At 71.4% G+C, this 22937-nt stretch carries 14 protein-coding genes; 6 read left to right on the forward strand and 8 right to left on the reverse strand.

All coding sequences use genetic code 11. The features are described from left to right. The 8 genes from ACFV0Q_RS12195 to ACFV0Q_RS12230 all read right to left on the reverse strand — a co-directional run. Nucleotides 1–1439, reverse strand: a 1439-nt coding sequence (locus ACFV0Q_RS12195; protein ID WP_385004202.1) for an ABC transporter substrate-binding protein, incomplete at its 3' end; no start/stop codon positions are given. 242 nt (nucleotides 1440–1681) lie between these two features. Further along, nucleotides 1682–2797 carry an ABC transporter ATP-binding protein gene (locus ACFV0Q_RS12200; protein ID WP_385004204.1) on the reverse strand — a complete coding sequence of 372 codons (1116 nt, stop codon included), beginning with the start codon at nucleotides 2795–2797 and terminating at the stop codon, nucleotides 1682–1684. Beyond that, nucleotides 2790–3845 carry an ABC transporter ATP-binding protein gene (locus tag ACFV0Q_RS12205; RefSeq protein WP_385004206.1) on the reverse strand — a complete coding sequence of 352 codons (1056 nt, stop codon included), beginning with the start codon at nucleotides 3843–3845 and terminating at the stop codon, nucleotides 2790–2792. The genes ACFV0Q_RS12200 and ACFV0Q_RS12205 overlap by 8 nt, the downstream gene beginning before the upstream one ends. A 15-nt stretch (nucleotides 3846–3860) precedes the next feature. Continuing rightward, on the reverse strand, nucleotides 3861–4799 hold the full coding sequence (locus ACFV0Q_RS12210; protein ID WP_385004208.1) for an ABC transporter permease: 939 nt from the start codon (nucleotides 4797–4799) through the stop codon (nucleotides 3861–3863). 28 nt (nucleotides 4800–4827) lie between these two features. After that, the gene (locus ACFV0Q_RS12215; protein WP_385004210.1) at nucleotides 4828–5751 is read right to left on the reverse strand and encodes an ABC transporter permease; all 924 of its coding nucleotides are present in this window, start codon (nucleotides 5749–5751) and stop codon (nucleotides 4828–4830) included. 170 nt (nucleotides 5752–5921) lie between these two features. Continuing rightward, the gene (locus tag ACFV0Q_RS12220; RefSeq protein WP_385004212.1) at nucleotides 5922–7565 is read right to left on the reverse strand and encodes an ABC transporter substrate-binding protein; all 1644 of its coding nucleotides are present in this window, start codon (nucleotides 7563–7565) and stop codon (nucleotides 5922–5924) included. Nucleotides 7566–8011: 446 nt separating this feature from the next. Beyond that, complete coding sequence (typA, locus tag ACFV0Q_RS12225) at nucleotides 8012–9916, reverse strand: translational GTPase TypA (protein WP_385004214.1); 1905 nt, start codon at nucleotides 9914–9916, stop codon at nucleotides 8012–8014. Between the two features lie 335 nt (nucleotides 9917–10251). Continuing rightward, on the reverse strand, nucleotides 10252–12654 hold the full coding sequence (locus ACFV0Q_RS12230; protein WP_385004216.1) for an ABC transporter family substrate-binding protein: 2403 nt from the start codon (nucleotides 12652–12654) through the stop codon (nucleotides 10252–10254). A 357-nt stretch (nucleotides 12655–13011) separates the two neighbouring features. Here ACFV0Q_RS12230 and ACFV0Q_RS12235 point away from each other — a divergent pair, with 357 nt between their 5' ends. The 6 genes from ACFV0Q_RS12235 (at nucleotide 13012) to ACFV0Q_RS12260 (ending at nucleotide 22905) form a co-directional block, all read left to right on the forward strand. Further along, the gene (locus ACFV0Q_RS12235; RefSeq protein ID WP_266574119.1) at nucleotides 13012–13233 is read left to right on the forward strand and encodes a hypothetical protein; all 222 of its coding nucleotides are present in this window, start codon (nucleotides 13012–13014) and stop codon (nucleotides 13231–13233) included. A gap of 109 nt (nucleotides 13234–13342) precedes the next feature. After that, nucleotides 13343–14167 carry a hypothetical protein gene (locus ACFV0Q_RS12240; RefSeq protein ID WP_385004219.1) on the forward strand — a complete coding sequence of 275 codons (825 nt, stop codon included), beginning with the start codon at nucleotides 13343–13345 and terminating at the stop codon, nucleotides 14165–14167. Nucleotide 14168: 1 nt separating this feature from the next. Then, on the forward strand, nucleotides 14169–16088 hold the full coding sequence (locus ACFV0Q_RS12245) for a fumarate reductase/succinate dehydrogenase flavoprotein subunit (RefSeq protein WP_385004221.1): 1920 nt from the start codon (nucleotides 14169–14171) through the stop codon (nucleotides 16086–16088). Further along, the gene (locus tag ACFV0Q_RS12250) at nucleotides 16085–16861 is read left to right on the forward strand and encodes a succinate dehydrogenase/fumarate reductase iron-sulfur subunit (RefSeq protein WP_385004223.1); all 777 of its coding nucleotides are present in this window, start codon (nucleotides 16085–16087) and stop codon (nucleotides 16859–16861) included. Before ACFV0Q_RS12245 ends, ACFV0Q_RS12250 begins: the two co-directional genes overlap by 4 nt. Nucleotides 16862–16934: 73 nt before the next feature. Further along, a complete protein-coding gene (locus tag ACFV0Q_RS12255) occupies nucleotides 16935–20636 on the forward strand; it encodes a protein kinase (RefSeq protein ID WP_385004225.1) in 3702 nt (1233 codons plus the stop codon). A 193-nt stretch (nucleotides 20637–20829) separates the two neighbouring features. Then, complete coding sequence (locus ACFV0Q_RS12260; RefSeq protein ID WP_385004244.1) at nucleotides 20830–22905, forward strand: TPM domain-containing protein; 2076 nt, start codon at nucleotides 20830–20832, stop codon at nucleotides 22903–22905. Nucleotides 22906–22937: the final 32 nt, after the last annotated feature.

Here is a 22937-nt window from a genome sequence, read left to right on the forward strand (position 1 = left end):
GCGGCGGCGAGGGCCGCCTCGAACTCGTCGCTCCGGTAGTGCCCGTAGTTGGAGCCGTTGGCGATGGCTTCCTTCGAGAAGACCGGACGCAGGTAGTTCTCCGCCGCCGGGTAGTCCATGCTCCAGCCCGTGCGGAAGGCACCCTTGAACTTCTGGGCCTTCAGGTCGTCCAGCAGGTCGCCGGACTTCTGGTACTGCTTGGTGGTGACGTCGAGGCCGAGGTTCGTCTTCAGCTGCTGGGCGACGGCCTCGATCCACTCCTTGTGGTTGCCGTCGGTGTTGTAGCCGAGTTCCATCGTGTTGCCGGGAATGCCGCCGGCCCGCTGGAACAGCTCCTTCGCCTTGGCCGGGTTGTACGTACCGGCCTCTCCGAGGGCGCCCTTGCGGTATCCGGGGACGATCGGGCTGATGAAGTCGTCGGCCGCCTTGCGGGTGCCGTTGAAGATGGTCTTCGCGAGGGCGTCCCGGTCGATGGCCATCGAGATCGCCTTGCGGATCTCGGGCTTGCCGAAGGACTGGGGATCGGCCTCCAGCGGGAAGCCGATGTAGCCGACCGTCGATTCCGGCTTGTAGATGTAGCGGTCCCCGAACTCCTCGGAGACGTTGGCGAGCGCGGAGACCGGCAGCTTGTCGACTATCTGCAGCGCGCCGTTGTTCAGGTCGTTGTACGCGGTGTCGAGGTTGTCGTAGATCTTGAAGGTCACGCCGGCGAGCTTCGCGCGGCCCTCGTCCGGGTACTTGTCGTACCGCTTGAGGCTGATCTGCTTGTTGTGCTGCCAGGGACCGTCCATCCGGAACGGGCCGTTCCCGATCGGGGCCTCGCCGAACTTCCGCGGGTCGGCCTCGAACGCCTTGGGCAGCGGGTAGAAGGCGCTGGACCCCAGCGTGGTCTTGAACTGGGAGAACGGTGCCTTCAGCGTGACGACGAAGGTCTTGGTGTCGACGACCTTGAGGCCCTTGAGCTCCTTGGCCGTGGGCGTCTTGCCCTTGCCCGGAGCCAGCTCGTCCGAGCCCTCGATCTTGGAGAAGGAGCCCATCATCGCGGCGGCGTTCTCCTGGCTCGCCCCCCAGTTCCAGGCACGGACGAACGACTGCGCGTCGACCTTCTCACCGTTGTGGAAGGTGAACCCGTCCTTGATCTTGATGGTCCAGGTCTTCGAGTCCGTGGTCTCGATGGACTCGGCGAGTGCGAGCTTCGGCTCGTTGGTCTTGGTGTCGTACGAGACCAGGCCGGTGAAGAGCGCGTGCAGGACCTCGGCCCCCTCGGACTCCGAGGTGTCCTGACCGATCAGGCCGTGCTGCGGCTCGGCGAGCACCACGCTGATGTGCCCGCCGGCCTTGCCGCCGGCCTTCGAGTCGTCGCCGCCGCTGCACGCCGTGGCGGTCATCGCCACGACGACGGCACCGACGACCCACGTGGCGCTCGTTGCTCCGCGCATGGGTACTGCCTCCTCAGGAGTCACTGTCGTGGTGGGGGCTCGCGAGCCGCCGCTCCGCACTCCGCGTGACCGATTGACACGAGCTCGATGGAGCCATCCTCGGGGACACCCGGACCGTAAGCCAAACCTGAGCGGTCCCGTTCCCGGGGCGACGAGGGGCCTGCCGCGAGGCGCCGGGCCCGGGAGAACGCCGGACGGGGCACAGTCAGAGCGACTGTGCCCCGTCGGCACTCTGAAGGGGATCAGACGGCCAGAACCGCCTTCTCCTCCGCGAAGTGGCAGGCCGACTCGTGCGCGGCCAGGGTGTCCACGCCCTTGAAGCGCTGCGGGATCGCGAGCAGCGGCTCCTCGACGGAGCACTTGTCCTCGGCCTTCCAGCAGCGGGTGCGGAAGCGGCAGCCCGACGGCGGGTTCGCCGGGGAGGGGACCTCACCGGTGAGGATGATCCGCTCCCGGCCCTCGCGGGCCTCCGGGTCCGGCACCGGCACGGCGGAGAGCAGGGCCTGGGTGTACGGGTGGGTCGGGTGGTCGTAGATCTCGGAATCGGTTCCGATCTCGGCCATCTTGCCCAGGTACATCACGCCCACGCGGTCCGAGATGTGCCGGACGATCGACAGGTCGTGCGCGATGAAGAGGTAGGAGAGGTTGAACTCATCCTGCAGCTTCGCCATCAGGTTGATGACCTGCGCCTGCACCGACACGTCGAGCGCGGAGACCGGCTCGTCGCAGATGATGATCTCCGGGTTGAGCGCGAGGCCGCGGGCGATGCCGATGCGCTGGCGCTGGCCGCCGGAGAACTGGTGCGGGTAGCGGTTGATGTACTCCGGGTTCAGGCCCACGACGTCCAGGAGCTCCTGGACCTTGCGGCGCCGGTCGCCCTTGGGAGCCACCTCGGGGTGGATCTCGAAGGGCTCCCCGATGATGTCGCCGACCGTCATGCGCGGGTTCAGCGAGGTGTACGGGTCCTGGAACACCATCTGGATGTTGCGGCGGACGGCCTTCAGGGCCTTGCCCGACAGCTTGGTGATGTCCTGGCCCTTGTAGAGGACCTCGCCCGCCGTGGCGGTCTCCAGCAGCATCAGCAGCTTGGCCACCGTGGACTTGCCACAGCCGGACTCGCCGACGATGCCCAGGGTCTCGCCCTGGTAGAGGTCGAAGGAGATCCCGTCGACCGCCTTGACCGCGCCGACCTGGCGCTTGAGGAGCATGCCCTGGGTCAGCGGGAAGTGCTTGACCAGGTTGCGCACCTGCAGGATCGGCTCGCCCCGCTCGACGGGGGCGTCGAAGGCGGCCAGCACCTCCTCGGCGGGGGCTGCGGCGGTGTCCACGGCCTCGTCCGTCTTGCCCAGCTCAGCCATGGATCTGCTCCTTCCAGAAGTGGCAGGCGCTGCCGCGGCCGACCAGCTCGGTGCCGTCCTGCTCGGTGACCAGCTGGAGGGCCGGCACGTCGGTACGGCAGATGTCCTGCGCCTTGGGGCAGCGCGGGTTGAAGGCGCAGCCGGAGGGCGCCTTCAGCAGGTTGGGCGGCAGGCCCTTGATCGCGTAGAGCTCCTGGCCCTTCTGGTCCAGGCGCGGGATCGAGTCCAGCAGACCACGGGTGTACGGGTGCGCCGGGCGCTTGTACAGCTCGTGGATCGGGGCCTGCTCGACGATGCGGCCCGCGTACATCACGGCGATCTTGTCGGCCACGTCGGCGACGACGCCGAGGTCGTGGGTGATCAGGATCAGACCCATGGAGTACTCGCGCTGGAGGTCCGCGAGCAGGTCCATGACCTGGGCCTGGACCGTCACGTCGAGCGCCGTGGTGGGCTCGTCCGCGATGATCAGGTCCGGCTCCAGGGCCAGCGCCATGGCGATCATGATGCGCTGGCGCATACCGCCGGAGAACTGGTGCGGGTAGTCGTCGACCCGGGCCTTGGCAGCGGGGATCTTCACCCGGTCCATCAGCTCGATGGCCTTGGCCTTGGCGTCCTTCTTGGACATGCCCTGGTGGACGCGGAACATCTCGCCCAGCTGGTTGCCCACGGAGAACACCGGGTTCAGCGCGGACAGCGCGTCCTGGAAGATCATCGCCATCTTCGGGCCGCGCAGCTTGCGCCGCTCGGCCTCCGACATCTTCAGGATGTCCTGGCCCTGGAAGAGGATCTCGCCCTTGGCGACCCGCCCGGGGGGCGAGTCGAGGATGCCCATGATCGCCTGCGCGGTCACGGACTTGCCGGAGCCGGACTCGCCGAGCACGGCGAGGGTCTCGCCGGACTTGACGCTGTAGTTGACACCGTTGACGGCCCGGACCACGCCTTCGCGGGTCTGGAACTCGACGTGCAGGTCGCGCACTTCGAGGACGGGGGTCTCGTCGTCTCCCGCGCGCTGGCGCGGCAGCTCTTCTGTGGTTTTCGAAGTAGTCATGTGAGAGCCGCCCTCCTAGCGCAGCTTCGGGTCAAGGGCGTCACGCAGCCCATCGCCGACGAAAACAAAGCCCAGGACGGTCATCACGATCGCGATGGACGGGTAGATCCAGAGGAAGTCCTTGACACCGAGGAAGTCCTTGGCGCCGGCCAGCATGTTGCCCCACTCCGGGACCTCGGGGCTGACGCCCACGCCCAGGAAGGACAGCGCCGCCTCGGCGACGATGGCGCCGCCGACGCTGAAGGCGGCGTAGGCCATCACCGCGGCGATGGAGTTGGGGATGATGTGGCGGATGATGATCCGCGAGGTGCCGGCGCCCAGGGCGCGCGCGGCGTGCACGTAGTCCGCCTCGCGCACCGACAGGATCGAGCTGCGCAGCAGCCGCGAGACCGTCGGCCAGGAGAAGACGGCCAGCGAGATGATCACCGGGAGCACTCCGCGGCCCATCGCGATGATGATCACGATGGCGCCGATGAGCAGCGGGAAGGCGAAGAAGACGTCGGCTATGCGCATCAGGATCGAGTCGGTGGCCTTGCCGAAGTAGCCGGAGAGGGCGCCGATGACGATGCCGATGGCGCAGGCCAGGAAGATCGACGCGAGACCGACGACGACGGCGATGCGGCTGCCGTAGATGATGCGGGAGAACTGGTCGCGGCCGAGGGCGTCGGTGCCCAGCAGGTGCGCGGAACTCGGCTCGGCGAGGGTGTTCGTGAGGTCCTGGTGGTACGGGTCCACCGGCGCGATCAGCGGCGCCAGGGCTGCCGTCAGGAACAGCAGGAGGACCAGGATCAGGCCGAAGACGGCCAGCTTGTTGGCGACGAAGCGGTGGCGGATCTCGCCCCACTGCGTGACACGGGCGATGGCGGGCTCCGCGTTCGCGGCGCCGGCGGCAGCGGTGGCAGCGGCCGGTTGCGCGGTCCCCGAGTCCGCTGTGCTCTTGGTGAGCTCGGTCATGGGTGTGACTCCTAGAAACTGCCTTGGCTCAGGCGAGACGGATGCGCGGGTCGAGGACCGCGTACAACAGGTCGACGATGAGGTTCAGCACCACGAACACGGCGACACCGAAGGAGACGACTCCGATGATGATCGGGTTGTTCTGCTGCTGGATCGCCATGACCAGGGCCAGGCCGATGCCGTCCCAGTTGAAGATGGCCTCGGTGATCAGCGCGCCGCCGAGCAGGGAGCCGAACGAGATACCCAGGTAGGTGATGACCGGGATGATCGAGTTGCGCATGACGTGCTTGAACAGCACCGTCCGCCGCGGCAGGCCCTTGGCCACGGCCGTCTTGACGTAGTCGGCCTTGAGCACCTCGAGCATGGTGCCGCGCATGAGCCGGGCCACCAGTGCGGCGTCCAGGATCGCGAGCGTGAAGGCCGGCAGGATCAGGGAGTTGAACGAGCCGTCGGAGATCAGCGGGAACCAGCCGAGGTCCACGACGAAGGTCGAGAGCAGCACCATGCCGATGACGAACGACGGGAAACCGACGGCGAGGGTCGTGAGCAGGGTGATCAGTACGTCCCAGAAGGAGTACCTGAACAGCGCGGCGATCATGCCCGCGAAAACTCCGATGGCAATGTCGATGACGATCGCCGCGACCGCCAGTTCGGCGGTGTTGACCAGCTTCGGCGACAGGATCTCCGTCACCGGCCGGCGCTGGGTGTAGTCCTCACCCAGGTCGCCCTTGGCCAGGTTCTTGACGAAGTTGCCGTACTGGACGGGGAGCGGGTCATTGAGTCCGTAGCGCTCCCTGAGTTCATGGACCACCGCCGGATCACGGGCCTTGTCTCCGCCGAGCGAACCCACGGGGTCGCCGGGGAGGACGAAGAGACAGGCGAAGAGCACGACCGTCGCACCGAAGAGGACGACGACCATCTGCCCGAGCCGCCTGATCACATAACTGCCCACGATGCCTCCTTCACTTACTAAGCATGGGTGTTGGCGGCATCGTCCGATCGGGACGAGAGGCCGCGACCGGGCACCGGATCTGGGGGTGTGCCCGGAGGTGGACGAAGGCCGTGGAGACCGGAAGAAGTGCTCCGACCTCCACGACCTTCGCTATGCCAACTGAAGAGGCATTACTTGAGCGTGATCTCCGCGAGGTTCGGGTCCTCGAAGAAGTCCATCTTCACGTTGTCGAACTTGGTGGTGTTCGCGAGACGGAACTGGGTGCGCTTCCACAGCGGGATGAGGCCCTGGTCGGTGTCGACCGCGAGCTTCTCGGCCTGCTTGTAGATGCCGGCGCGGGCGGCGGCGTCCTTCGTGGCGCGGGCCTGGTCCAGGAGCTTGTCGAACTCCGGGCTGTTGTAGCGGCCGCGGTTGTCACCCTGGGCCTTGCCGGTGGCCGGGTCCTCGTTGATGGAACCGGAGCCCAGCAGCGGGAACAGGAAGTTGTCGGCCGTCGGGTAGTCGGCACCCCAGGCGGAACGCCAGAGACCGGCGGTCTTCTTGTCCTGCTGCTCGGCCAGGGCCTCCTTGAACGGCTTGCCGTTCAGCTTGACCTCGAGGCCGAGGACGTCCTTCAGCTGCTGCGCGACGGCCTGGACCCACTCTTCGTGGCCCGAGCCGGTGTTGTAGCCGAAGTCGAGGACGGTGCCCGGCTTCAGGCCCGACTTCTCCGCGAGCTCCTTGGCCTTGGCGGTGTCCTGCTTGACGCAGGAGGTGCACACGCCCTCCTGGTACACGTCGGCGAACGACGGCGGCAGGACGGTGGAGGCCGGCTTCTGCATGCCCTGGAAGACACCCTTGGCGATGGCCTCGCGGTCGATCGCGTAGGAGATGGCCTTGCGGGCGTCCGGCGTGTTCAGCGGAGCGTTCTGGTTGAAGGCCACCAGGTAGTTGATACCGCTGGTGTCGGCCTCGATCCACTGGCCCTTCGGGCTGTACTTCTGCTTCGCCACCGGCTGCTGCGGCGTGGGCATGCGCGCCCAGTCGAAGGTGCCCGACTGGAAGCCCTGGTACTCCAGGGTCGCGGTGTTGTTCGGGTTCAGGATCGAGATCTCGACCTTGCCGAGCTTGGCCTTCTCGAAGCCGTAGTCGTCGTTGCGGACGAGCGTGATCGACTTGTTGTGCTCCCAGGCGCCCTTCATCTTGAAGGCGCCGTTGCCGATCGGGGCGTCGTTGTACGCCTTGTTGTCGGCAGCGCCGGCGACCTTCGGGACCGGGGCGAAGACCGTGTGGACGGTCTTCTTGTCGAACTCGAAGTCGCCCTTGGCCAGCGTCACTTCGAGGGTGTTGGCGTCGACGGCCTTCAGACCGGCGAACTTGTCGGTCTTGCCGCCGTTGAGGTCGTCGTAACCGGCGATGCCGGCCATGTGGTACGCGACGTCCGAGGCCGACTTCTTGTCGGCGACACGGGTCCAGCCGCGGACGAAGGACTCGGCGTCCACCGTCTCACCGTTGGTGAACTTGGTGCCGGCCTTGAGCTTGAACGTCCAGACCTTGCCGTCGTCACTGGTGGTCGCGGACTCCGCGAGCGCCGGCGTCAGCTTGCCGTTGGCCTCGACGTTGTACAGACCGGTGAAGAGGTTGTGCGTGATCAGCGAGCCCTCGGACTCCTGCGCGTTGAACGGGTCGATGGCGGTCGGCTCGGTCAGGCCGAGACGGAACACACCGCCCTTGGCATCGGCCGAGCCCTTGTCGTCTCCGCCACTGCATGCCGTTGCCGCCAGGGCGACGACGATCGCGCCCACGACCCACTTGGCGCTCGTTGCTCCGCGCATGGGTAATTGCCTCCTCAGGAGTCACTGTCGATTCGTGAAGGACCCGGCTCCCGCTGACACCCCTGACAGCGAAATCCGGTCCCATCGTGTGTGCTCGTGAGTCGACGCTCCCCACAGCGTGTGACCCATTGACCCGAGCTCAATGGAGCCATCCTCAGGGACGCACAGACCGTAAACCACACTTAAGTGGTCTCGTTTTCACAACATCACCGCATGGCGAAAACCCGAAATCCGGACAAACGGATAGGAGACAGACACGTGCGAAACGGACGGTTAGCTCACCATCCGGAGTGTCACGGTCGGAATGCGGACACCAGAACACAACAATCCGCTTGACAAACGGCAACAGCCCCTCTCCACACCGGTCCGGTGCGGGGAGGGGCTGCTTCCAGCCATACGCCTATCGGACACTGTCCGACTGGTGTACGACTCGGGGCGCTACGGGCCTACTTGGCGGACTTGGCGCGCGACGCGGTGCGCGAGCGGTCCTTCTGGTCCAGGACGACCTTGCGGATGCGGACGGCCTCCGGGGTCACCTCGACGCACTCGTCGTCGCGGCAGAACTCCAGGGACTGCTCCAGGGAGAGCTTGCGGGGCGGCACCACGTTCTCGGTGTTGTCCGCGGAAGCCGCACGCATGTTGGTGAGCTTCTTCTCCTTGGTGATGTTCACGTCCATGTCGTCGGAGCGCGAGTTCTCGCCGACGATCATGCCCTCGTACACCTCGGTGCCGGGGTCGGTGAACAGGACGCCGCGCTCCTGCAGGTTGATCATCGCGAACGGCGTGACCGAACCCGCGCGGTCCGCGACCAGCGAACCGTTGTTACGGGTGACCAGCGGGCCGAACCACGGCTCGTGGCCCTCGTGGATGGAGTGGGCGATACCGGTACCGCGCGTGCCCGTGAGGAACTCCGTACGGAAGCCGATGAGACCGCGCGACGGGACGACGAACTCCATGCGGACCCAGCCGGAGCCGTGGTTCGACATGTTGTCCATGCGGCCCTTGCGGACGCCCATGAGCTGCGTGACCGCGCCCATGTGCTCCTCGGGGACGTCGATCGTCATGCGCTCGACCGGCTCGTGGGTCTTGCCGTCGATCTCCTGCGTGACGACCTGCGGCTTGCCGATGGTCAGCTCGAAGCCCTCGCGGCGCATCTGCTCGACCAGGATGGCGAGCGCGAGCTCACCACGGCCCTGGACCTCCCAGGCGTCCGGACGCTCGGTGTCGAGCACGCGGAGCGAGACGTTACCGATCAGCTCGCGGTCGAGGCGGTCCTTGACCTGGCGGGCGGTGACCTTGCGGTCCTTGACCGCGGACTTCGCGTCCGCGCCCTTGCCGCTGCCGCCGCGGCCGACCATCGGGGAGGTGTTCGTACCGATGGTCATGGAGATCGCCGGCTCGTCCACCGAGATCAGCGGCAGGGCGATCGGGTTCTCCGGGTCGGCCAGGGTCTCGCCGATCATGATGTCGGGGATGCCGGCGACCGCGCAGATGTCACCCGGGCCCGCCACCTCGGCCGGCTTGCGGGTGAGCGCCTCGGTCATCATCAGCTCGGTGATGCGGACGTTGGACTGGGTGCCGTCACGCTTGATCCACGTGACGGTCTGGCCCTTGCGCAGCTCGCCCTGCTCGACGCGGAGCAGCGCGATGCGGCCGAGGAAGTTGTCGGCGTCCAGGTTGGTGACGTGGGCCTGGAGCGGCGCCTCGTCGTCGTACACCGGGGCGGGGACGTGCTCCAGGATGGTGGAGAAGAACGGCTCCAGGCTGGTGCTGTCCGCGGGGACGGTGCCGTCCTCCGGCTTGGTCAGCGAGGCCACGCCGTCACGGCCGCAGGCGTAGACGATCGGGAACTCGATCTGGTCCTCGTCCGCGTCCAGGTCCAGGAAGAGGTCGTACGTCTCGTTGACGACCTCGTCGATCCGGGAGTCCGGGCGGTCGGTCTTGTTGATGCAGAGGATGACCGGCATCTTCGCCTGCAGGGCCTTGCGCAGGACGAAGCGGGTCTGGGGCAGCGGACCCTCGGAGGCGTCCACCAGCAGAACGACGGCGTCCACCATCGACAGACCGCGCTCGACCTCACCACCGAAGTCGGCGTGGCCGGGGGTGTCGATGATGTTGATCGTGATGGGCGCCCCGCCGTCCTTGGGGTGATACTTCACCGCCGTGTTCTTGGCGAGGATCGTGATGCCCTTCTCACGCTCCAGGTCGTTCGAGTCCATCATGCGGTCGTCGAGGTGCTGGTGGGCGGCGAAGGCACCGGCCTGCTTGAGCATGGCATCGACGATGGTCGTCTTGCCATGGTCGACGTGGGCGACGATGGCGACGTTACGGATGTCGTGGCGCGTGGGCACTTCGGCGCTTCTCCCGGGATCGTGGATGGCGACGCGTACGGTCCGGCACGCGCGCCTCGACCGGGCGGAAAACCTGCCACGGCCTTACCCCATCGTACGTCGGCTGGCGGGAACCGCCTGCCGGGGGGTCTGTCAAGAGGCCGGACGACTGAGGAGGGCCGGGTTCGGGGTGGGGGGTCCCGGCCGTGGGAAAAGCCTGTGTTCATGCGGGTCAATGGGTATCCACGACCTTGCCCGCCGGGGATCCGGCGGGCAAGGGACTTGAGTCACATCTGAGCTTGCTACCCGTCGGTCAACCTGACAGGCCCCCCTTTTTCACCACTTGTTCTCGGCGGCTACTTCTTCTTGGCGTCCTTCGCCGTGGGCGGCTTCATCCAGCCGATGTCCTGGTAGCGGGGCGCTCCGAGGCCGAAGGCCCCCGCGTTGGCCAGGCCCGGCTTGGCCGCGACCAGCTCGGGGCGCTGGTAGAGCGGGATGGAGCCGGCCGCGGCCCAGATCCGGGCGTCCGCCTTGCGCATCAGCTCCCGGGCCTGCGCCTCGTCGAGCTCACCGGCCGCCTGGTCGAAGAGCTGGTCGATGTGGTCGGTGCCGACCCGGGTGTAGTTCTGTTCGACGACGAGCGAGCCGTCGGCGGCCGGCTCCGGCTTGGCGAAGATGGGCCGGGCGTCGGTGGCCGGGTAGGCCGTCGCGGGCCAGGAGTAGAGCGCCAGGTCGTACTGGCCCGAGGCGACGTGGTCCTTGAAGAAGCTCTCGTCGGAGACCTTCTTCAGCTCGGTGGCGACCCCGATCTTCTGGAGCATCCGGGAGATCCGCTCGCCGACCGTGCGCAGGGCCTCCGAGCCGGGTCCGGCCGGGAGGACGAAGCGCAGGGTGAGCGGCTTGCCGTCCTTGGCGAGGACGGCGCCGGAGGTGCGGCCGGCCTGCTTGGCGGGGGCGGGGGCCGGGGTGGCCCTGGCGGGTTCCTTGTCGTCGGCGTCGGCGTCGGAGTCGGCCGCCGCGGCAGCGGCGCGCTTGCCGTCGTCGATGGTGCGGGCCTGGGTCAGCAGGGCGTCCTCCTGCTGGGCGGCGAGGGAGTCCGGGGCCAGCACCGGGGACAGCTCCGGGCGGGCGCCCGGGGCGAAGGAGTCGGCGTCCACGATCTCCCCGTCGAACTCCGCGGGGCCCTCGGGGAAGGTGTGGAGTCCGCCGGCGAGGCGCGCGCCGTGTTCGCCGTGGCCCGCGCGGGCCTTGCGGGCGGCGGCGGGGCGGAGGTCTCCGTTGCGGTCGTCCTGGCCGACGATGTAGAGGCCGTCGTTGCCGGTGCCCGGGCCCGAGGGGGTCACCGCGGGGGTCTTGGAGTCGTCCTTCTTCGTGCCGTCGTCGCTCTCGGAGCCCGCCTTCGCGCCCCCCGGCTCGGTGAGCTTGCCGTTCTTGCGCCAGCCCGCGTCCGACAGCAGCGCCTGGGCCGCCTGGGTGTCCTGTCCGCCCAGGGCGTCGCTGTTGTCCGCGTACGCCTGCTGCCCGGCCAGCGCCAGGTGGCTGCCGACCGGCTTCGCGGGCAGGCCGAGCGGCTTCAGTACGATCTCGGCCAGTTCCTTGCGGTCCAGGGCCCGGGCCACCGCCCGCCGGACCCGCTCGTCGGACAGCGGGCCGGAGGCCCCGTTCATGGCCAGCTGGGTGTACGCGGGCTCCAGCGACTTGCGGACGGTGAAGGACCGCAGCGCCGACTGCTCCGCCGCGTACTTCTTCACGGCCTCCGCGTTCTTCTCGCGCTTCTCCTGCTCCTCCTTGGCCCTGTTCTCGTCGGGGCCGTGGGCCAGCGCCCAGGAGAGGGTGGCCTGCGCGGGGGTCAGCGAGGCCCCGGGGCCGTGCGCCCCGTTCACCTGGCCGGCGTCGCGCTGGGCGAGGGCGATGCGGTCGGCGCCCGCGCGGTCGATCTCCGCCAGGTCGATCTTCCCGGCGGCCAGCGCGGCCGGACGGCCCGCGCGGGGCACCGCCGTCAGGACGACCGTGTCCAGCTTCGCCGACCGGCCCCACCAGCGCGGATTGCGGGTCAGGGCCGCGGTGCCGGTCTTCTTGTCGATGGCCCCGAGGCCGAAGGGTCCGGCGGTGACCTTGAGGGTGCCGCGGGCGCCCTCGTTGAAGGCCTCCGGGGTGCCCATGACCTGCTTCGGGTAGAGCGGGCTGAACAGGGAGCGCCAGTCGCCGTACGGCTTGGCGAAGGTGACCTTGACCTCCAGGTCGCTCTTGCCGCGCTCGATCTTCTCGATCCGGTCGTACCCGGCGTTGCGGGCCGTCCAGTAGGCCGAGTCCTTGCCGTTCAGGGCCCGCCACTGGGCGACGAAGTCGGCGGCGCCGATCTCGCGGCCGTCGCTCCACACCGCCTTCTGGTTCAGCTTGTACAGGACGACCTGCTTCGGCTCCCGCTCGACGACCTCGGCCTTCTCCAGGTAGTCGGGGTTCGCCACGGGCCGGCCCTTGGCGTCCAGGACGAACAGCTGCGGCAGGACCGCGCCCGCGATGCGCGAGGTGGTCGCGTCCGCGTCGGCCTGGAAGGTGTTCAGCGTCTCCGGGAGGGCGTCCACCGCCCAGCGCAGGACGCCGCCGTCGGCGACGCGGTCGCGCGCCGTCACCGCGATGTCCGGCCCCGCGGCGGCCGGCCCGCCCTCGTCCTCACCCGCCCCGCAGCCCGCGAGGAGCGGCAGCGCAAGGACTCCCGAGGTGAGGAGCGCCAAGGACCTGCGCGTTCTCTGGGTCATGGGTGGTACCTCCGGGGCGGGGCGTGGGGGCCGTGAAAGAGGGCGCTCTTGATCACGTTCGGCGGTATATGGAGCTGATCACACTGGTGCCGGAACCCACTGAAATAGACAGCCCGCCGGGTGCTCCGCAGGGGGCACTCGCCACGCCGCGAACCCCACCCGTGCGGACCAATCCCGCTTGCGTACGGGCGCGCGTTCCTCCGGACGAGGGATGAAAATGGGGTCAGGGAGGGGCGCACGGTTCGAGCCTGCGCGCCCGCAATCGCTGCACGTCCCTTCACAACCGGGGACGGGAGGCGCGACACTCGCAGGCGCCCGTGAGCGTTGCCATCGCACCCGCGGAAGTGAGGTCACGTCATGTCCCTGCAAGACGATCTGACGGCCGTACGACGCAATCTGAACGAGCTGGTCCGATCCGTGGAACGGCTGGAGCAGGACGTCGCCCGGCAGTCGCCGACCGCCCCCAAGACCCCCGACCCGGACCGGATGGTCACCGTCCCGGACACCCCGTACGACAGCACGCTGTGGACGGACACCGACGACGAGGGCCTGGGCGCGCGCGACCGCCGCGCCCCCTGACGCTCCGGCGCCCGTCGCCCCCGGTCCGTCGTCCGCGCACACCCATCTGGCCCGGCCTCCCCGGCCGGGCCTCCTGGGCCACCCCTCATCACTCCACCCGGAGTCCCCTTTGGCCACAGGCACGGAACCACCCCAGCAGCGGCCCGGCGGGGTCCACGGCCCCTCCCGGGCCGCGATCACGGCCCGGCACCTGCGCACCGACCGGTGGTGGCTGTCGCCCGCCGTCACCGCGGCCGGGCTGCTCGCCTTCATCGTCTACTCGACCTGGCGGGCCTTCTCGAACGCCGACTACTACGCGGCCCCGTACGTCTCGCCGTTCTACTCGCCCTGTCTGGCGGAGAACTGCGAGACGATGCGCGGCGGCCCGAACCTGGACCTCTTCGGCAGCTGGTGGGTGCTGTCCCCCGCCCTGCTGATCCTGATCTTCCCGCTCGGCTTCCGGCTCACCTGCTACTACTACCGCAAGGCCTACTACCGGGGCTTCTGGGCCTCGCCGCCCGCCTGCGCCGTCGCCGAGCCGCACGCCTCGTACTCGGGCGAGACCCGTTTCCCGCTGATCCTGCAGAACGCGCACCGGTACTTCTTCTACGCGGCGGTGCCGGTCGCCGGGATCCTCACGTACGACACCGCGCTGACCTTCCGCGACGAGCACTACGCGTGGGGCCACATGGGGCTGGGAACCCTGCTGTTCCTCGTCAACATCGCGCTGATCTGGGCCTACACCCTGTCCTGCCACTCCTGCCGGCACATCATGGGCGGCCGCCTGAAGCACTTCTCCAAGCATCCGGTGCGCTACCGCCTGTGGGGCTGGGTCAGCCGGCTCAACACCCGCCACATGCAACTGGCCTGGGCCTCCCTGATCAGCGTCGCCCTGTGTGATTTCTACGTGTACCTGCTGGCCAGCGGCACCATCACCGACCCGAGGATCTTCTGAGATGGCACAGGTGGAACGGCAGCAGTGGGACGTGGTCGTGGTCGGCGCGGGCGGCGCCGGGCTGCGGGCCGCGATCGAGGCCCGCGAGCGGGGCTCCCGTACGGCCGTGATCTGCAAGTCCCTCTTCGGCAAGGCCCACACGGTGATGGCGGAGGGCGGGATCGCCGCCTCCATGGGCAACGTCAACGACCACGACAACTGGCAGGTGCACTTCCGCGACACCATGCGCGGCGGGAAGTTCCTCAACCAGTGGCGGATGGCCGAACTGCACGCGAAGGAGGCCCCGGACCGGGTCTGGGAGCTGGAGACCTGGGGCGCGCTCTTCGACCGCACCCCGGACGGGAAGATCTCCCAGCGCAACTTCGGCGGGCACGAGTACCCTCGCCTCGCGCACGTCGGCGACCGGACCGGCCTGGAGCTGATCCGCACCCTCCAGCAGAAGATCGTCCAGCTCCAGCAGGAGGACTTCAAGGAGTACGGGGACCACGAGGCGCGGCTCAAGGTCTTCCAGGAGTGCACGGTCACGCGCGTGCTGAAGGACGGGGAGAGGGTCTCGGGGACCTTCTGCTACGAGCGCGAGAGCGGCCGGTTCTTCGTGCTGGAGGCCCCGGCGGTGGTGCTCGCCACGGGCGGGATCGGCAAGTCCTTCAAGACCACCTCCAACTCCTGGGAGTACACGGGCGACGGCCACGCGCTGGCCCTGCTCGCCGGCGCGCCCCTGCTGAACATGGAGTTCGTGCAGTTCCACCCGACCGGCATGGTCTGGCCGCCCTCGGTGAAGGGGATCCTCGTCACCGAATCGGTGCGCGGCGACGGCGGGGTGCTGCGCAACAGCGAGGGCAAGCGGTTCATGTTCGACTACGTCCCGGACGTCTTCAAGGAGAAGTACGCCGAGTCGGAGGAGGAGGGCGACCGCTGGTACGAGGACCCGGACCACAACCGGCGTCCCCCCGAGCTGCTGCCCCGCGACGAGGTGGCCCGGGCCATCAACTCCGAGGTCAAGGCGGGCCGCGGCTCCCCGCACGGCGGGGTGTTCCTGGACGTGTCCACGCGGATGCCGGCGGAAAGGATCCGCCGACGCCTCCCTTCCATGTACCACCAGTTCAAGGAGCTGGCGGACGTGGACATCACCGCGGAGCCGATGGAGGTCGGCCCGACCTGCCACTACGTGATGGGCGGCATCGCGGTCGACTCCGACACCGCCGCCACCGTCGGCGTGCCGGGGCTGTTCGCGGCCGGGGAGGTCGCGGGCGGGATGCACGGCTCGAACCGGCTCGGCGGCAACTCCCTGTCCGACCTGCTGGTCTTCGGCCGCCGGGCGGGACTGCACGCGGCGGAGCACGCCGCGGCCGCCGGCGGTGCGCGCCCCGCGGTGTCGCAGGCGGAGATCGACGCGGCGGCCGCCGAGGCGCTGGCCCCCTTCCACGCGCAGGAGGGCGCGGAGAACCCGTACACGCTCCACCAGGAACTCCAGACGACGATGAACGACCTGGTCGGGATCATCCGCCGGGAGGCCGAGATGGCCGAGGCCCTGGAGAAGCTGGCCGGACTGCGCGTACGGGCCGCCCGCGCCGGGGTCGAGGGGCACCGGCAGTTCAACCCGGGCTGGCACCTGGCGCTGGACCTGCGGAACATGCTGCTGGTCAGCGAGTGCGTGGCCCGCGCGGCCCTGGAGCGCACCGAGAGCCGGGGCGGGCACACCCGGGAGGACTGCCCGGCGATGGAGCGGGAGTGGCGGCCGGTGAACCTGCTGTGCCGGCCCGTGACCGTCGACGGGGGAGGGCCGGCCCCCGCCGATCCGGCGGCCGACCGGATCGTCCTCGTACGCACCCGGACCGACCCCATCCGCCCGGACCTGCTCGCGCTGTTCGAGAAGGACGAGCTGGCCAAGTACCTCGCCGAAGAGGAGCTCTTCCAGTGACTACCTACGACGCACGCTTCCGGGTCTGGCGGGGCGACGCGGAGGGCGGGGACCTGCGGGACTTCACCGTCGAGGTGCACGACGGCGAGGTGGTCCTGGACATCGTGCACCGCCTCCAGGCCACCCAGGCCACCGACCTGGCGGTGCGCTGGAACTGCAAGGCGGGCAAGTGCGGTTCGTGCAGTGCGGAGATCAACGGGCGGCCCCGGCTGATGTGCATGACCCGGATGTCCGTCTTCGAGCGGGACGAGACCGTCACGATCACCCCGCTGCGGGCCTTCCCGGTGATCCGGGACCTGGTCACGGACGTGTCCTTCAACTACGCCAAGGCGCGGGAGGTTCCGGCGTTCGTGCCGCCGGAGGGGGTCGCGGCGGGCGAGTACCGGATGCAGCAGGTGGACGTGGAGCGCTCGCAGGAGTTCCGCAAGTGCATCGAGTGCTTCCTGTGCCAGGACACCTGCCACGTGGTGCGTGACCACGAGGAGAACAAGCCGGCCTTCGCCGGTCCGCGCTTCCTGATGCGGGTCGCGGAGCTGGACATGCACCCGCTGGACGCCGCCGCCGAGGCAGGCCTGGACCGCAAGCGCGCGGCGCAGGAGGAGCACGGGCTGGGCTACTGCAACATCACCAAGTGCTGTACGGAGGTCTGCCCGGAGGGCATCAAGATCACCGACAACGCCCTGATCCCGCTGAAGGAGCGCGCCGTGGACCGCAAGTACGACCCCCTGGTGTGGCTCGGCAGCAGGATCCGCCGCCGCTCCGACCCCCGGTAGTTCACTTCGCGGTAGAGAATGCCCCCTGGGAAAACGTCGATCGGCGTGTTGTCAGGGGGCATTCGCGGTGCGGGTGGGGGATCTACTGGCGGAGCGGTACCGGCTGGACCAGCGGCTCGGTGCGGGGGGCATGGGCGAGGTGTGGCGGGGCCACGATCTCGCCCTCGACCGTGCCGTGGCCGTGAAGGTGCTGCTGGAGGCCGCGACCAACGAGGAGCTGATCGCCCGGTTCCGGCGGGAGGCCACCATCGGGGCGCGGCTGCAGCATCCGGGCATCACCGTCGTGCACGACGTGGGGCAGCACGAGGGACGGCTGTTCATCGTGATGGAGCTGCTGTCCGGCGAGGACCTGGCGGCGGTGCTGGCCCGGGAGCGGGGCGGGCTGCCGGCGGCCGTCGCGGTGGAGCTGGCGGCGCAGACCGCGGAGGCGCTGGCCGCCGCGCACGAACGGTCCGTGGTCCACCGGGACCTGAAGCCCGGGAACCTCTTCCTGCTGCCCGGCGGGCGGCTCAAGATCTGCGACTTCGGCATCGCGCACTCCGCGGACGCGACGGCGGGCTGGACGGTCACGGGGCGGATGTTCGGCACCCCGCCGTACATGGCGCCGGAGCAGTGGCGGGGTGAGCACGTGGACGCCCGGTGCGATCTGTACGCGCTGGGGTGCGTGCTGTACGCGCTGCTGAGCGGGGCTCCGCCGTTCGGCACGGCCGAGCCCATGTACGTACTGATGCGGCGGCACGTGGAGGACGCCCCGCTGTCGCTGCGCGAGGCGGGGGTGCCGGTGGCCCCGGACCTGGACCGGCTGGTGCGGGCCCTGCTGGCGAAGGACCCGGCGGACCGGCCCCAGTCGGCGCAGGCCGTCGGCAAGGCCCTGCGCGCCCTGTCCGCCGGCCCGGGCCCGCGGGGTCCGGCGGAGCCGGGGGCCGGCCGGGAGCCCGGGGCCGGAGTCGGGGCCGGGGCCGGGCGGGAGCCCGGGGCCGGGGTCGGGGTCGGGCGGGAGCCCGGGGCCGGGGTCGGGGTCGGGGCCGGAGTCGAGGCCGGGGCCGGAGTCGGGCGGGACCAGGAGGCCGGGACCGGGGCGAGGTCCGGGCGCGAGCGGGAGGCCGAAGCCGGCGGGGGTGCCGGGACCGGGGTCGAAGCCGGGGCCAGAGCCGGGCGCGAGCGGGAGGCCGAAGCCGGCGCGGGTGCCGAGGCCGGGTCTCGGACCGGGGCCCGTGCCGGGATGGAGGCCGGGGTCGGGCGCGAGCAGGAGGCCGGGGCCAGGCGCGAGCAGGAGGCTCAAGCCGTGGCGGGTGCCGGAGCCGAGGCCGGGACGGGGACCGGGGACCGCGCCGGGGCCGGGACGGGGGCCAGGGCAGGAGTCGGGACCGGGGACCGTGCCGGGGCCGGAGTCGGGGACCGTGCCGGGGCCGGGGCAGGAGTCGGAACCGGGGACCGTGCCGGGGCCGGGGCCGGAGTCGGGGCGCGGGCCGGAGTCGGGGCACGGGCCGGAGTCGGGGACCGGGACGAGGGGGAGACCGGGACCGGAGGCCGGGGCGGGGGCGGGGGTTCCGCGGAGTCGGCGGGGGCCGGGGGCCGGGGGGTGGCGGGGGCCGTGCGGGAGTTCGTGCGGGAGCTGCTGCGCGAGGTGGAGGGGGACCTGCGCGAGGTGGCGCCCGAGCGGGCCGCCCGTATGGAGGTGCTGGCCGTCGCCGCGGACGCCGCCGCCCGCTTCGACCCGGGCCTCGCCCGCCGGCTGCTCGCCGACGCCGAACTCGCCGCCTGGACCGGCGGTGACGGCGACGGGGCCCGCGTGGCCCGGCTGCTCACCGGGCTGGCGAAGGACGCCGCCCCGCACGCCCCGGCGCGGGCCGCACGGCTGCTGGCCGACGCCCGCCAGGCCCTGTTCACCGTGCCCGGCACCGACCGGCAGGGTCCGCTGCGCGCGGTGGCGGAGGAACTGGCCCGGGTCGCCCCCGAGCAGGCCGCCCAGCTCACCGGCTACCACTTCACCGACGGCCCGGCGGAGAACCGGCTCCGGGCCCGGATCGCGACGGCCGTGGCCGCGGCCCACCCCGAGGAGGCCGAGCGGCGGCTGGCCCGGATCCAGGATCCGGGGCTGCGCGCGGCCGCCACCTACGACATGGTGCTGGCCGTCGCTCCCCGGGGCCTGGACACCGCCCTGCGCCTGAGCGAGCGGATCGGCTCCACCGGGGCCCGGCTCCTGGTGCTGTGCCAGGTGGCCCAGGACCGCGCCGCGGCCGGGGACCCGGCCGGCGGGGCCCGGGCCCTGGACCAGGCGGAGGCGGAACTCCCCGAGGTCCTGGAGGAACGGGCCGCCTGGCTGCGCGAGGAGGCGGCCCGGCACGACGGGCAGCCCGAAGGAGAGCGGCTGCGCACCCGGGCCGCCGCCCTGCTGGGGCGGCGCCCGGAGACGGCGGGCGACGAGAAGGCCGACCACGCCCTGGCCTCCCTCGCCGCGGCCCGGGACCGGGTGGAACAGGGCGCCCGGCCCGCGCTGGACCCCGTACGGGCCCGTACGCGCGCCCAGCGGGCCCGGGAGCTGCCCGACGCGGCGGCCCGGGCGCAGGCGCTGGCCCGGATCGCCCTGGACTGCGTGGCATCGGCGGGCACGCCCTGGCTGGCCGAGGTGGCGTCGGAGCCCGGCGACACGCCGTCGCACGGGGCGACGGTCCTCACGGACGGGGCCGCGGGGCCCCCGCCGCCCGCGGACGGACGCCGGTGGAGGACCAGAGCCCGCCCGGACTCCCTGCACGCCGCCGGGGAGGGCGTGGTCTGGCGGGCGGGGGCCGAGGTGGGCTGCGTACGGGCGGACACCGGCGCGACCCGCTGGAGCGCCTTCGCCGACGAGGGGGTGCCCGCGACCCCGCTCACCGGACGGGTCGTGGTGGACTGCGCGGCCGACGCCGACTCGGTGTACGTCACGGTGGCGCGTACGGAGGCACCCGGGGCGCGGCTGCTGGCCCGCGAACCGCACGACGGCCGGGTGCGCTGGTGGCGGGACCTGCCCGCGGCGCCGCGGCTGCACCCGGCCGGGGAGCTGCTGCTCGCCGGGGCGCCCGGCCTGCTGACGGCGCTGCGCGCGGAGAGCGGCGAGGAGCTGTGGGTCCACCGGATGGCGCAGGACCCGTCGCGGTCGCTGACGGTGGCGGACGGCCGCCTGGTCCTGCGGGACGCGACGGGCCGCCAGGGGCTGCGCCTGCGGAGCGGGGAGCTCCTGTGGGCCTGGTCGCGCACGGCGACCGGCTTCTCCGCGACGGGCCCCGCGCGGATCCCGGCGCAGGCCGGGCCGGGCTTCGCCGACGGGCTGGTGCACGTCCTGGACGGGGAGACCGTACGGGCGGTGCGGCGGCGGACCGGCGAGGAGGTCTGGCGGTTCGAACTGGGCGTCCCGGCGCCCCGGCTGCTGGTCGAGGGCGGCGTCGTGTACGCGGCCGCGTACCGCCAGGAGCAGGGCGCCGACGTGGTGTTCGCGCTGGACGCGCGCAGCGGTGCGGTGCTCTGGCAGCGTCCGCTGGTGCGGCGCGAGGCGAGCGCGTGCGCCGTCGACCTGCTCGGCACCCGGCCGGGCGTGCTGTACGTGAGGGCCTCCCGGGGCGGTCGGCGCGGCCTGCTGGGCAAGGCGGTGCAGCCCTTCGTGGCGGCTCTGGACCTGACGACGGGCAAACCGCGCCGGCAGTGGGAGGACCCGGCCGCCGGGGCGGGGGACGTGCTGCTGGCCGGTGATGTCGTGGTGCTGCCGCGCCCGGAGCTGGCGGCGGTCGCGCTGCCCTGAGGGCGGGGGCCGCCTCCGGGTGCGGGGGCCCCAACCCGCCCATACCCTCCCAATTGTGTATCCGCGGAGAAGCGAGACGAGCAGCGGGACGAGCAGCGGGGCGAGCAGCGGGACGACGAGCAGCGGTTCGACCGGCGGGACGCGCGGCAGCGCGAGGGGCCGCGCCACCGCCACCACGGCCGCGCGCGGCGGACTGGCCCTCGCCGCCGCGCTGCTGGCGTTCGGCGGGTGGGGCGTGGCCGGGGCGCCGCCCGCCCGGGCCGAGGATCCCGTCACGCTGCCCCAGCAGGGCCAGATCACCGACCGCGTGGGGGCACTGGGCGACCGCGCGGGCGCCGTCACGGCCGCGCTGGACAAGCTGTACGCCGACCGCAAGATCCAGCTGTTCGTCACGTACGTACGTGATTTCTCCGGCCGTTCCGCCCAGAGCTGGGCGGACGCCACCGCGCAGAAGAACGGCCTGGGCCAGAACGACGTCCTGCTGGCGGTGGCCACCGGTGCCCGCCAGTACGCCTATTCGGCCGATGTGGACTCCGGTTTCACCGAGGAGCAGCTCGCGACGGTCGCCCGGACCGCGATCGAGCCCGCGCTGAAGCAGAACGACTGGGCGGGCGCGGCGATCGGCGCGGCCAACGGCTACGACGCGGTGCTGGGCGGGCTGCCCGTGCCGGTGCCCGCCATCACCCCCGGCGCGCCGGATCCCGGCGGCGGCGAGAGCGGCGAGAGCGGGGCCGGGGACTTCGTGCTGCCGGTGGTCGTCGTCGGCGCGGCCGGGGCGCTCGGGGTGTACGCGTACAGCCGCCGCAAGCGCGGCGCGGGCGGCAGGGGCGGCGGGCGCGGTACGAAGACCTCCCACACGGGCTGGGACGGACAGAAGGCGGAGCCGACGCCGCTGCCGGAGCTGGACGCGCGGGCCAAGGCGCTGCTGGTGGAGACCGACGACGCGATCCGCACCAGTACCGAGGAACTCGGTTTCGCCTCGGCCCAGTTCGGCGACGAGGCCATCACGGCCTTCACCCAGGCCGTGGAGTACGCGAAGGGCGAGCTCACGCACGCCTTCCGGCTGCGCCAGCAGCTGGACGACGCCTACCCGGAGGACGACGCGACGCGGCGCCGGATGCTGGACGAGATCGTGGCCCGGTGCACGGAGGCGAACCGGCGGCTGGACGCCGAATCGGCCGACTTCGACCGGCTGCGGGACCTGGAGAAGAACGCCCCGCAGGCCCTGGCCACGGTGGAGGCCCGCTTCCACGCGCTGACGGGCCGGGCGGCGACGGCCACGGCGACGCTGACGGCGCTGGCGGCCCGGTACGCGGACTCCGCGTCCGCGCCGGTCGCCTCCAACCCCGGTCAGGCGGAGGACCGGCTGCTGTTCGCGACCACCCACCTCGGGGAGGCGCGGGCCGCGATCGACGCCGGGGACAACGGCAAGGCGGCCGTGCACGTCCGGGCCGCGGAGGGCGCGGTGGACCAGGCGGCGACCCTGGTGGACGCGGTCGAGCGGCGGGCGCAGGAACTGGCGGAGGCGGCCGGGAAACTGACGGGCGCGCTCAATGAGACGGAGACCGACCTCGCCGACGCCCGCGGCCTGCTCACCGGCACCGCCGAGGGGTCCTCCACCGCCGACCTGCGGGGCCGCATCGGCCGGGCCGAGTCCGTACTGGCCGACGTGCGCGGGGAGGTGGCGACCGGCCGGTACGACCCGATCGACGCCCTGCGCCGGGTCGAGGAGGCCGACGCGGCCCTGGACGAGGCCCTGGCCGGGGCGCGGGAGCGGGAGAGCGGGCGGCAGCGGGCGGCGGCGCTGCTGGACCAGGCCCTGCTGTCGGCCCGCAGCGCGATCGGCGCGGCGACGGACTACGTGACCACCAGCCGGGGCGCCGTCGCCAGCCAGGCCCGGACCCGGCTGGCGGAGGCGCAGCGGCACCTGGAGCGCTCGCTGTCGCTGGCCCCGACCGACCCGGCGGGGGCTCTGGCGGAGGCGCAGCAGGCGGATTCGCTGGCCCGGCAGGCGCAGCAGCTGGCGGAGCAGGACGTCCGGGCGTACCAGAACCCGTACGCGGGGCAGCGCTCCGGCGGCGGCCGGGGCGGGGCGGTGCTCGGCGGGATCATCCTCGGCGAGATCCTCCGGGGCGGCGGGGGCGGCTTCGGCGGTGGCCGGGGCGGCTTCGGGGGCGGCGGTGGCTTCGGCGGAGGCGGCGGCAGCGGCCCCGGCTCCTTCGGCGGGGGCGGCACCCGCGGCCGGATGGGCGGTGGCGGCCGTTTCTGAACCCGCGCGCAGCCGGCGCAGTCCCCTCGTAC

The organism is Streptomyces sp. NPDC059564 (assembly GCF_042735575.1).
In the GTDB taxonomy this organism is placed as follows: Bacteria; Actinomycetota; Actinomycetes; order Streptomycetales; family Streptomycetaceae; genus Streptomyces.

Bases quoted from the DNA above. Each gene is read 5' to 3' on its own strand.
- ACFV0Q_RS12200 (WP_385004204.1), bottom strand. From the start codon at position 2,797: ATGGCTGAGCTGGGCAAGACGGACGAGGCCGTGGACACCGCCGCAGCC.
- ACFV0Q_RS12245 (WP_385004221.1), top strand. From the start codon at position 14,169: ATGGCACAGGTGGAACGGCAGCAGTGGGACGTGGTCGTGGTCGGCGCG.
- ACFV0Q_RS12235 (WP_266574119.1), top strand. From the start codon at position 13,012: ATGTCCCTGCAAGACGATCTGACGGCCGTACGACGCAATCTGAACGAG.
- ACFV0Q_RS12230 (WP_385004216.1), bottom strand. From the start codon at position 12,654: ATGACCCAGAGAACGCGCAGGTCCTTGGCGCTCCTCACCTCGGGAGTC.
- ACFV0Q_RS12210 (WP_385004208.1), bottom strand. From the start codon at position 4,799: ATGACCGAGCTCACCAAGAGCACAGCGGACTCGGGGACCGCGCAACCG.
- ACFV0Q_RS12205 (WP_385004206.1), bottom strand. From the start codon at position 3,845: ATGACTACTTCGAAAACCACAGAAGAGCTGCCGCGCCAGCGCGCGGGA.
- ACFV0Q_RS12220 (WP_385004212.1), bottom strand. From the start codon at position 7,565: ATGCGCGGAGCAACGAGCGCCAAGTGGGTCGTGGGCGCGATCGTCGTC.